Origin of the sequence: Acinetobacter sp. WC-323 (assembly GCF_000314615.1) — a bacterium.
GTDB lineage: Bacteria > Pseudomonadota > Gammaproteobacteria > Pseudomonadales > Moraxellaceae > Acinetobacter > Acinetobacter courvalinii.
On the sequence record NZ_AMZS01000013.1, the window covers coordinates 1 to 11,126 of the forward strand.

At 38.3% G+C, this 11,126-nt stretch carries 8 protein-coding genes and 4 pseudogenes; 6 read left to right on the forward strand and 6 right to left on the reverse strand.

The window, feature by feature from the left end; all coding sequences use genetic code 11:
* Nucleotides 1-788, reverse strand: a 788-nt coding sequence (locus ACINWC323_RS17090; RefSeq protein WP_009507051.1) for an IS5-like element IS17 family transposase, incomplete at its 3' end; no start/stop codon positions are given.
* A gap of 41 nt (nucleotides 789-829) precedes the next feature.
* Here ACINWC323_RS17090 and ACINWC323_RS20000 point away from each other — a divergent pair.
* From ACINWC323_RS20000 to ACINWC323_RS20010, 5 genes and pseudogenes are all read left to right on the forward strand, one after another.
* The gene (locus tag ACINWC323_RS20000; protein WP_155758119.1) at nucleotides 830-1,096 is read left to right on the forward strand and encodes a hypothetical protein; all 267 of its coding nucleotides are present in this window, start codon (nucleotides 830-832) and stop codon (nucleotides 1,094-1,096) included.
* A gap of 66 nt (nucleotides 1,097-1,162) precedes the next feature.
* The gene (locus ACINWC323_RS17085) at nucleotides 1,163-2,368 is read left to right on the forward strand and encodes a lytic polysaccharide monooxygenase (RefSeq protein WP_009507194.1); all 1,206 of its coding nucleotides are present in this window, start codon (nucleotides 1,163-1,165) and stop codon (nucleotides 2,366-2,368) included.
* A 395-nt stretch (nucleotides 2,369-2,763) separates the two neighbouring features.
* Nucleotides 2,764-3,018 (forward strand): hypothetical protein, encoded by a 255-nt coding sequence (locus ACINWC323_RS17080; protein WP_009507189.1) that lies wholly within the window; start codon nucleotides 2,764-2,766, stop codon nucleotides 3,016-3,018.
* Between the two features lie 223 nt (nucleotides 3,019-3,241).
* Nucleotides 3,242-3,337: pseudogene (locus ACINWC323_RS20005) on the forward strand (IS982 family transposase); the annotation flags it as partial.
* An 81-nt stretch (nucleotides 3,338-3,418) separates the two neighbouring features.
* Nucleotides 3,419-3,616, forward strand: a pseudogene (locus tag ACINWC323_RS20010) (amidohydrolase family protein); the annotation flags it as partial.
* Nucleotides 3,617-4,263: 647 nt separating this feature from the next.
* Here ACINWC323_RS20010 and ACINWC323_RS0118665 read toward each other — a convergent pair.
* The 5 genes and pseudogenes from ACINWC323_RS0118665 to ACINWC323_RS17065 form a co-directional block, all read right to left on the reverse strand.
* Complete coding sequence (locus ACINWC323_RS0118665; RefSeq protein ID WP_212749669.1) at nucleotides 4,264-4,617, reverse strand: GNAT family N-acetyltransferase; 354 nt, start codon at nucleotides 4,615-4,617, stop codon at nucleotides 4,264-4,266.
* A 93-nt stretch (nucleotides 4,618-4,710) separates the two neighbouring features.
* Nucleotides 4,711-5,556 (reverse strand): annotated as a pseudogene (locus ACINWC323_RS0118670) (tyrosine-type recombinase/integrase); the annotation flags it as partial.
* Between the two features lie 896 nt (nucleotides 5,557-6,452).
* Nucleotides 6,453-7,586 (reverse strand): tricarballylate utilization 4Fe-4S protein TcuB, encoded by a 1,134-nt coding sequence (tcuB, locus tag ACINWC323_RS17075; RefSeq protein ID WP_032880911.1) that lies wholly within the window; start codon nucleotides 7,584-7,586, stop codon nucleotides 6,453-6,455.
* Nucleotides 7,576-8,982 carry an FAD-dependent tricarballylate dehydrogenase TcuA gene (tcuA, locus tag ACINWC323_RS17070; RefSeq protein ID WP_009507188.1) on the reverse strand — a complete coding sequence of 469 codons (1,407 nt, stop codon included), beginning with the start codon at nucleotides 8,980-8,982 and terminating at the stop codon, nucleotides 7,576-7,578. Before tcuA ends, tcuB begins: the two co-directional genes overlap by 11 nt.
* A 103-nt stretch (nucleotides 8,983-9,085) precedes the next feature.
* Nucleotides 9,086-9,934: pseudogene (locus tag ACINWC323_RS17065) on the reverse strand (LysR substrate-binding domain-containing protein); the annotation flags it as partial.
* Nucleotides 9,935-10,016: 82 nt separating this feature from the next.
* Between ACINWC323_RS17065 and ACINWC323_RS17060 the strand changes: the two are divergent.
* Nucleotides 10,017-11,126 (forward strand): IS256-like element ISAba26 family transposase (locus ACINWC323_RS17060; protein WP_009506471.1); only part of this gene is annotated, 1,110 nt, incomplete at its 3' end.

Below are 11,126 nucleotides of genomic sequence, written 5' to 3' on the forward strand. Positions count from 1 at the left end.
TCAACCAAACTTCGGCGATGATAGCCTGACCATTTTTTCCATAGTGTCCTACCTAAACGTTTAATTGTTCGAAGTAATTCATTTCGCTCTAGCGAGCTACTCTTTGTATCTTTCCATGGTTTCGCATTTTTTCTAGGTGGAATCACCGCATGTGCTTGCCGATCTGCAATGACCTGACGGCATTGCTTGGTGTCATAAGCTCCATCGGTATAAACAGAGTCAATCTGCTCATCTTGTGGAATCTGATTAAGTAAATCACCAAGCACCTGTGAATCACAGACATTATTGGTTGTGAGCTGAATAGCGCGTATTTGTAGGGTTTTGGCATCTATACCAATATGTAGTTTACGCCATTGGCGACGATATTCAGCTCCATGTTTCTTGCGTTTCCATTCGCCCTCACCTAGAAACTTCATCCCTGTAGAGTCTACGAGTAGATGCAGCCCATCGCTACTTTTTTGGTAGCTGATTGCAATATCAATATGCTTTTGTCTTCTACAAAGCGTACTGTAATCTGGTGCGGTCCAATTTAATCCGCAAAGTTTAATCAGACTTTGCACAAAGCCAGTGACCATACGTAAAGATAGACGGAATAAGGATTTAATCATTAAGCAGCATTGGATGGCTGCGTCGGAGTAGGTTTGATTTCGCCCTTGTTTGCCTTTTGATGGAGCATACCATTGCGTAGCAGGATCAAACCAAAGGGCAATATTTCCGCGATTAATGAGTGCTCGGTTATATGCGGGCCAATTGGTTGTGCGGTAGATTTTGTGTGTAGGCTTCTTCATTTGAAAATTATATCGCTGAAAAAGCCTTTACAGATAGGTTTGTGCAACAAAGCCATCAAAAAGTAAATTTGAATGGTATCCAGGTAGGACGAAAAGTCTATTTTTATCGAAGTAAAGATATTTCTAATCAATCATTTGATCAAATTAATAATAAAGATGTTGTTAGAGGGGTAGTTATCAATAGAAATCGTGATTACTTTACAATTTTATGTAGCGGTCGGGTATTTAGAGTCAAAGCAAAAGATATATTCCAAGATGATGCAACAGCCAATTTTTTATACAACATGTTTGGCACATGTGAGTGTTGAAGATATTTTTAATTTCAGTTTTTTTAATACCTAATAATATTTTTTGAAATATTATTGGTTTTGATCATGGAGGTCATTTTGAATCATCTAAGTCAGATATTCTCTAAACGTTATTCTAGTAGTCGTCAGGTTCAACACAATAGCTTGGTCAAACAGAGTTTAGTTTTACTAGGCGCTTTAATTCCGTCTTTGGTATATGCTCATGGTTATGTAATGAAGCCAGAATCTCGTGGCTATGCATGTAAGCTTAATAAAAATTTACATTGTGGTAGTGTGATGTGGGAGCCTCAAAGTTTGGAGGCACCAAAAGGATTTCCTCAATCTGGACCACCGGATGGGCATATTGCAAATGCAAATTTGAGCCAGTTTGTTGAATTAAATGCTCAGTCATCAAGCCGTTGGACAAAAATAAATTTACCTACCGGAGCGAATGATTTTACCTGGAAACTGACAGCTCCCCATGTATCTCAAGGGTGGAAATATTATATAACCAAAACTGGCTGGAACCAGAATATACCGCTTTCGAGAAATTCATTCGATCTTAAGCCTTTTTGCTCAGTGGATGGAAAATACCAGAAACCACCAAGTCAAGTTACTCACCGTTGTAATGTACCTACGGACCGTAATGGTTATCATGTAATACTTGCTGTATGGGATGTCGGAGATACGGCGAATGCATTTTATAATGTAATTGATGTGCAAGTAGGCACCGGAGAACCGACCAAGCCACCAGTGTTACCACCGCCTCCACCGCCATCGACTTGGAACGATGTAGGGGATATTAATCCACTCGATGATCTTAAAGTAAATGATCGGGTAGTAACGCGTGTATTTGATTGGAATAGTGAAAACCCTAATCTTAAAACTGAGCTGGTGATTAATTCCTCTACGAATGGTGCCCGTAATACATGGACACGTTTGTTGGCTGAGAAAATTAATGCCGAACATTCTAATTTACGGGCAGGAGTAAAAAGCTCAACGGGTAATATCGTAACCGTGAATGGCAAAAACGATGTGTTCAGTAAGGCAGGTAGTAATATTCAAAGTGTAGAAATCCAGATTATAAGAGCTACGGAAGGTGGTGGGGGATATGAACATACTTACCCGCAGAATATACGTAATTATAAAACTGGAACAAAAGTCAAGGGAGCTGACGGTAGAATTTATCAATGTAAGCCTTTCCCGTATAGTGGTTGGTGTACGATCGCTGCGCACCATTATGTACCGGGTAAAGGATCAAATTGGCAGGATGCGTGGATTCGGCTGCAATAAAATAAGGCCCGGTTACTATGCAGTAACCGGGTTTTATCAAAAAGAAAAATGAATTAGGTTCATGCTTGAAAAGATCAACTTTAATAAAGTATACCTAGAGCTATACTTTGTTAGGTATAAATAGAATTTATAATAAATATGATTTTATCAGTAAATGTAATATTGCGTATGATTAAATTTTTTAGTTGATAATATTTTTTTTAAAAATATAAATTAAAGGATTGTTTGGAGAGTGATTATTTTGATGATATTTAAGGGTGGTATGACATTTATTTTCTGTTTTTATTACATACAGATGAATATCAAGAGAATATATTGAATTGGAAATGAGAGATTATTATGTGCTTTCATCTCTAAATTAAGAGTAACTCAATTAAAGTTTTGTGGAAAATTTTATGAAAAAACTATCTATATTTATCCTGCCAGTATTATTTGCATTTAATGTAGGACCTGTTTCTGCAGCCTCAACCAAATCAGTTAAAACGATCTATTGTGATTCGTTTATATGGGGAGAGCTTAGACCTGTAGGAACTTTTTATGGATCGTCTTTAGGGCAGTTGCTTCAGCAAGCACGAGCTGCAGCTATATACGAATTTGGTTCTACAGGCAAGTTGATTTGTAAATCATCTGACTTTGATATCCTGCCATAATTTTAATATCTTAAATATCGAGATAATTTCATTTCTCGTATTTTAATGATGGCTAGGCTCAAATTTCCTCTGATAGTACTCTGTTTTCAAGGCGTCTATCAGATGAAATTTAAGATTTAATAATCTAGGATAAACAATTGACTAGAAACAGACTAGAGCTATGAGTTGAGTTACTATACTCATAGCTCTAGTCCTTATCTTCGATAGATGTCGTCCCGCTTAGCTCAGTATTTCTGAAATTATATTTATTGCCTGTTGGTACAAGTGTTCTCATTCCAATAATTTCAAAGCATTCTTTACCTCATTAGAACTAGAAAAACCATTTATTCAATGACATCTCATGATCTTGTATCTGTTCAGGATATTCAAAAAGGATTGCAGCAGTTGGTTCAGGCTTTGAGAGACTTTATATACGTATACTCAAAGCCCTGCCAATATTGCAGGCTGGGGAAAACAAGTCGGCAGTATTACCGTCGGCAAATGGGCTGACTTTGTCATTTTAGATGGAACTGTGAAGGAACCGATCAATAAAGACATCCGGAATTGGAAGGTTTCACAAACTTGGTTTGCTGGACAAAAAGTTTATGAAATGAAATAATAAAATATGAGACCATATGTCTTTAATAGGATGTATGGTTCCACTTTAAATCGACTGACCAATAACTATATAAGATAGAATATGAATAATTATCTTTGAATAATGTTTAAAAATCTACAGGTTGCATCAGATTGAGATAGTTGATCAACTAGATCTATTTGTAAAAATAAAGGATATACTATCTGATTAGCGATAGCTATCGGATAATTTCTTGTGTCATCTAAAGCTGTGCGAATATAAAATTTATTTCATTATATTAGTCATTAATTTATACCCGATTTATGTGGTTTAATTAATTGTAAGAGATTATTTCATGGTTTGAAACTAAGATTAATTAAAGAAAGGAGGGTTTTGATACTCTCCTTTCTTTGGAAATTTCATAATTATTATTTATTCTTTGTATACTAATTTTATTGAAAAATTATAAATTGAAAATTCTTAATCAATAAAGTTTAACTTATAGATCCGATAAAAATCTAATTAATTTATGTAATAACGGAGAAGTTATATAATTTTTATGGATTTAATTTTTCTAATATATATTGACTTTATAGTCAGCTTATGTACTTTAAATAACTATTAATTATAATTGTTTAGTTAAATGGTTTCTTGTTATACCTTCATCAGGAAAATTAGGTAGGCTCATTTTAAGCTGATAACCTAGATTTTTCATAAAATGGTAAAGCTTGAAAGCTAAAGGTATCAACAAGTGCATATTTACATCCAGCTTTTATTGCTGCTTGTTCGGTAATTGTAATTAGTTTACTACCTAACCCAGAACCTCGAGTAGTTTCGTTTACCCAAAGGTAGTCAATACAAAGCCATAACCCCTTTTGAGAGGCAATTAATCCACCTAGCATAAGACCTGAGTTATCATGACTGAAAAATCCAAATGTTCTCCATGTCATTGTGCAAATGAATTGCTCGTTATAACTTCTTAATCCACGCAACAATTCTTCTCTATCAGAATTGGTTACATTATCAACTATATTTATTTTCATCTATTTTTCTCAGTTTTTCTAAATTCAATATAATACATTCTTTATTTTTTAGGATATGATTTTCTACATTTTATAAACACTTTATTAGTTAATCTTTTTAATTTGCGAAATAATACCTTTGAAATAAATTTCCTGCCATTTGACTCCAAAAACCTCACCAGAACGACATGCAGTTAAATTTGTAAATTCTAGTGTCTTTGGTGAAATGCCTTTTTGTGTCTTAGGTGCTGGATAAAGTCAGCAACTTGTTCATAAGGTATGGATAGGTGAGGGCGTGATTCCTGTTTTAAGTTACCTAAGATTGGTTCAAGATTACCTTTCCATGCAGCAGGGTTGTCACCTTCAAAATATCCCATAGTCTTGGCATAATCGAAAATAGTCTCTATACGGCCCCGAATGCGTTTAGCTGTTTCGTTTTTCTTAATCTAGATCGGTTTAAGAACCTCAGCAATATCTAATTTGGTAATCGTGCCAATGCTAATATCACCTAACGTTGGATAGAGATAATTTTCTAGTGTTGATGACCATGCCCAATATGCTTTTCATTTTTAAGTTCACAAGTTTTATTGGCAATAACGATTTTTGCACATTCAATGAATGTTTTGTTCCGTAGCTGCTGGATATAAAGCTTTTCAAGCTGTTCCTGCTTAAGTGCAATTGGATCAATACCACTTCGTATTTGTAGTCTTAATTTAGTGGCTTTCGCACGTGCTTCGGCTAAAGAAACTTCAGGATAGGGATCGATACCAATATCACGGCGATGAGGTTTTAACTTTCCATCTTTATCCAGACGTTTACCTACTACCGCTCGCAAAATCCAGACACGAGAATTATCTTCTACATTCAAGCATAGGCCACCAACACCTCCTACAGAATATCATCCAATAGCTTTAATTTTGCTACACTGAGCGCAGATAGCTCTTTAGATTTCTTTAGCATGTCCTCATTTACCCCACAACCTATCCCTCATAAAATATTGCAATTAGTCGGATGAGACAAGAGGGGTTAGGATGATTTTATTTTCAAACAATTGAAAAATATATGTTTAGAATATTGTTCGAGGTTGCTTAGGACTACTTTTATACGGACACCGCTTCCTTCGAGCTGTAAATTTGAATACAAAATCAACAAATTTTATTTAGTATACCTTTTAAATAATTTTTGAAAAAATTATTTAATATCAAAGATAAAACACTGCTGCATTATTGGTGTATGGTTGGATAAGTCAGCCATGATTTCAGCGCTGTTCATTCGTATTAAACCCTTGAAACTTAATATTTAGATAAATCTGATCTGGAGGATTAACGATGTCATCCATCCTCATTATTCTGTGCAAATCTGACCGAATTGTTTAAAAAAGTATAGCTTTTTTATGTCACATGACGTTAAACACATATGAGGTGAGATTGAATGTGCACGTTGTTCATCTTAACAAATCCGTGGAAATTCACAAAAAGGATTAGACGAGATAAAAGCTAATCAAAATGTTGCTTAAATGATAATTAACATCCCCGATCTAAGGTAAGAACGCATATGTGCGGATATATCTTAAACGGCCACAGTTATGGCAAAACTCGCTGGTTAGGTAATATCATCAGCATGTTCTGCATGATTAGCCTAAAACAAATTATTTATTCAGTTTAAATTAAGCTAATCACTCTAATCTAAAACTACGGTATCATCGTAGCAAGCAAAGCAATACCTTTAGCCACATTCTCCAGATGTGGCTTTTTTTATCTAAAAATTATCAATTTCCCTTTGTAGATTCCCTTCATTCTTTCTGGAATGTATGGGGGTATCCATAGTGTTATGCTAAAAATATCGGGAATGATTTTTTATCGGTCTTTCGAAATGCGTTCTTCAATGGCAAATTTGAGTAAAGCTGCACTACGGTAAAAACCATGTGCGAACTTTCCAAATGGCATGGTAATAAAGAAAGTCATGACAGTGGCTAAATGGAAAATCAGTAAAAGTGCCATATAAGGGGTATTGCGAAATGCCATGAGTGCTAGCCCTGAAGCGCTAACGATAAGTAGAAGGAAAATAAAACCTCGATCTACAGGTTTTTGCTCACGGTCACCATGCAATGGATGGCGTTTAAGATTTAAATAGAGCAAGCCAGATGGTCCGACCACTAAGCCAATTCCACCTAAAGTGCCTAAAATCACAGGCAAACTTAGGTAAGGATATGGTGCGTGTAGATCAAGAAAATAGTGATATAAAGTCGCTACACCTGTAGCTGCAAAGCAGAGCATAAAGCCATAAAAAGTCAGGTGATGGAACACACGGCGGATTTGTGTATAACGATCATCTTGCTCATTACAGCCTTTGCCATGTCCACCATCTAAATATTTAAGCGTTAATACATTTTGAGTGGCTTGAACCAGATCGGGTTTCTCAACTTTGCCATGAATAACTTTAGAGGTTTGTCGCCAGAATTTGCTAATTCCAATGCCGAGCAAAACAATGGCAACGGTAAAGGTCGCTCCAAACAATAGTGCTAAAAAGTTATGCGGGAAAATCGCATAAAAATTGCCTTGATAGCCTGCAAACAGGTCGGTGCCTTTGTACCACACCACCGCTAACATGCACAAAAAGAAAATGAGTGTTAAAGCCGAGACAAAAGGAATACCCACAGATTTATAAAGTTGACCTAAAGGCTGAGGTGTCGCAAACTCTTGGTAAGTTTCTAAACGTACTTGCGCCATCGCTTTTGGAATGTTTACACCAAACTCGTGCGGCGGGGCATATTGGCAAGCATGTAAACATGCACCACAGTTATGGCACAGGTTTGCGAGGTAATGAATATCGGCTTGGTTAAACTCAAGACGTTTGGTCATCGCCGCAAAAACAGCGCAAAAAGACTCACAGTAGCGACAAGCATTACAAATCTGTAGAGCTCTTTGGACTTCTTGCTCATGGTCAGAGAGCTGAACAACTGGAATTAGGGCTTTGCTATTAGCATTCATGTTCAACTCCTTGTGAAAGTGCATAGTGGGCTGCATTTTTTCCGGCAATGCGTCCAAATGTCGTTCCGATCGACATACCAACGCCTGCGGTATAACCCTGACCAAGTACGTTACCTGCCATCATTTCACCTGCGACAAACAGGTTGCTGCTTGGCTTATTGTTAAAACGCACAGCAGCATCGTCTTCGACTTTTAAGCCTAAATAGGTAAAGGTAATGCCGGGTTTAAGGGCATAGGTATAGAAGGGTGGTTGATCGAGAGGAACGGCCCAGTGGGTTTTGTTAGGAACAATATTTTCGGTGGTGCAGTCATCTAAAACGGTATGATTAAAGGTGCCTTGCACACAGGCTTGATTAAATTCTTCAACGGTATGGCATAAGGTTTTTGCATCCAGCCCGATTTTTTCGGCTAACTCTTGAATGCTATTTGCTTTTACACCCGCAAACACAGGTGGCATAAAGCGACCAATGGCTTTTGAATCAATAATAGAATAGGCAATTTGCTGGGGTTGTTTAGCAACAAGGCGGCCCCAAATCGCATAACGTTTTGGCCAGAAGTCTTCGCCTTCATCATAAAAACGTTCGGCTTTGTTATTGACTACAATTCCCAGTGAAACGCAGTCAATACGAGTACAAATACCACCGTCATATAACGGTGCTCTTGCGTCTACAGCGACACAATGCGATTGTGATGGATCGCCAATAATATCGGCGCCTTGATCTATCATAAATTTGAGTAAGTTGCCCTGATTAAAGCGGGTTCCGCGAATAATGAAATTATCGGCAGGCCATTCACCGTTTTCATTTTGTCCCCATGCTTCTCTTAACCATTCCAAATTTGACTCAAAACCACCTGCGGCCAATACACAGCTTTTTGCTTTAAACACACGGCCATCTTCAGCAATTGCAGCTTCAAAATGTCCTTGGTTTAACTTTAGATCTTTAATTTTTGTGTTGTATAAAATTTCGATGCCAAGCTCTTGGGCACTACGGTAATACGCATTAATAAGAGCTTTACCGCCACCCATAAAAAAGGCATTGGTACGTGCAACATGCAAAGCACCCGATAGCGGTGGCTGAAAATTCACGCCATGTTTACGCATCCAGTCACGGCATGTTGCTGTACTACGAATGACGAGACGAGCTAAGTGTTCATTGGTTTTGCCCGCAGTCACTTTAAGTAGGTCTTGCCAATATTCTTCTTCTGGGTAGGCATCGACTAAGACATCTTGAGGAGCATCATGCATGCAACGGAGGTTACGAGTGTGTTGTGAGTTACCACCACGCCATTCTTTAGGTGCTGCTTCTATGACAAGCACAGACGCGCCGCTTTCTTTTGCCGTGAGCGCGGCACACAGTGCGGCATTCCCACCACCAATTACAATCACATCATGCATGGATTTCTCCCTTTCTCAGCTAGGGCTAATGTAGCTTTAAAAGGGAAGATGAAGTGAGAGGCTAAGCTTGAATGGGTGTTTAGTAAAAATAAACACTAAACGCTTAAGTGTTTATGAGTTCCGCACCGGGCCAGCGTTTTTCATTAATCAAGTTTGCTACACAGGCACGAATCACTACTTTGGTGGCTAAGGTGGCAGGCGAGATTTCTTCTTCAGAGAGGCTAATTAGATAGTTAATGCGTTCAATGGCAGGTTCTACAACGCGCAGTAAACATAGGTCTTGCCTTGAGTTTAATGATGCACCCGCAGGTTGGATGGTTGCCATTTCGAGTTGGCTAATGCTTTCCATTAACAAATGCAGCCCATCAATTTCATAGGCCACTTTAAGCTGATGAATTTTCTGTTCGAGCAGTAAACGCAGTCCATGTCGTTGACTTGGTAAAATCAGAGGGAGTTCTTTAAGCTGTGAATGATTAATGGTCTGAGTGTCGATACAGCTTTCAAGGTGGTACTGACTCAACACTTCTTTAGGTGAGATTAAAAACATCTGTTCTTTGACTAAAGGCTGTATGGCCCACTGTGGGTCGACATCGTCACTAAAGATGATCGCGACATCGAGCTGCCTTGCATTCACTAAGGCTTTGAGGTCACCTGATAACCCTTCGATTAAACGGACTTTAATGTCGGGGTAACGGTTTCTCATGAGTTTTAAAAAGTGTGTGCCAATAACAGCTGCAACACTCGGTGAAAAACCGACGGTGACGTGACCACTTAAACGTGAGGAATGCGCAGAGTCTACGGCATGGTCTAGGTGTCTAAGCGCCAGTTGCACTTGTTGAAAAAAAGCTAAACCCGCAGGGGTGGGAACCGTACCCAAAGCGGTACGTTGTAAAAGGCGAATAGAAAGCTCGCTTTCTAATTTTGAGATTTGCTGGCTTAATGCAGAAGTTCCATATCGAGGGACTGTTCTAAATTTTGTGTAAGTACTTAATTTTCATTTATCCTTCAGAGGATAATTACAAAAGGTACTTCACATGGATGAAGCAACAATCAAAAGTATGGCTGCCGAATTGGCTAAAGGTCTAAAAACACCAGAAGACTTAAACCAAATGACAGCAGTCTTTAAAAAATTCATGATTGAAACTGCACTCAATACTGAACTTTCAGACCATCTCGGTTATGAAAAGCATCAGCCCAAGAAAGGCTCAAATAGCCGTAATGGGTTTAGTTCTAAAACCATTACAACTCAAGATGGACAACTGGCTTTAGATATTCCCCGTGATCGAGAAGGTTCATTTGAGCCACAAATTATCAAAAAGCACCAAACACGCATCACCAGTATGGATGACCAAATCCTCTCACTGTATGCAAAAGGAATGACTAATAGGGAAATTGTAGCCTTCTTCAAAGAAATGTACGATGCCGATGTGTCAGCATCTCTCATCAGCAAAGTTACCGATGCTGTGATTGAGCAAGTGACTGAGTGGCAAAATAGAGCCTTAGATAGCCTTTATCCTGTTGTCTATCTTGACTGTATTGTTGTCAAAGTCCGTCAGCACTCCAATGTGATTAACAAGTCCGTATACCTTGCTTTAGGCATCAATATGGATGGGCAAAAAGAATTACTGGGTATGTGGATTGCTCAGACAGAAGGTGCCAAATTCTGGCTGTCAGTCATGACAGAGCTAAAAAATCGAGGAGTACAGGACATTCTTGTTGCCTGTGTAGATGGATTAAAAGGCTTTCCTGACGCGATAGCCTCTGTTTACCCTCATACTGATATTCAACTGTGTATTGTGCATGTTGTACGCAATAGCCTGAGATTTGTAAGCTGGAAAGACTACAAGGCTGTTACGTCGGGTCTGAAAGCGATTTATCAGGCAAGTACAGAGGAAAATGCTTTAAAGTCCCTAGACATCTTCTGTGATCAATGGAATCACCAGTATCCCAAAATTGGAGAATCCTGGCGGGCCAATTGGGAAAATATCCGAACGATCTTTAGCTATCCAGCCGAAATACGTCATGCTATTTATACAACAAATGCGATTGAGTCGTTGAATAGCGTAATACGCCATTCAACGAAGAAAAGGAAAATCTTTTCATCTGATGACTCAGTAAAGAAGGTCATTTACTTAGCAACATCA

Bases quoted from the DNA above. Each gene is read 5' to 3' on its own strand.
- ACINWC323_RS17080 (WP_009507189.1), top strand. From the start codon at position 2,764: ATGAAAAAACTATCTATATTTATCCTGCCAGTATTATTTGCATTTAAT.
- ACINWC323_RS17085 (WP_009507194.1), top strand. From the start codon at position 1,163: ATGGAGGTCATTTTGAATCATCTAAGTCAGATATTCTCTAAACGTTAT.
- tcuA (WP_009507188.1), bottom strand. From the start codon at position 8,982: ATGCATGATGTGATTGTAATTGGTGGTGGGAATGCCGCACTGTGTGCC.
- ACINWC323_RS0118665 (WP_212749669.1), bottom strand. From the start codon at position 4,617: ATGAAAATAAATATAGTTGATAATGTAACCAATTCTGATAGAGAAGAA.
- tcuB (WP_032880911.1), bottom strand. From the start codon at position 7,586: ATGAATGCTAATAGCAAAGCCCTAATTCCAGTTGTTCAGCTCTCTGAC.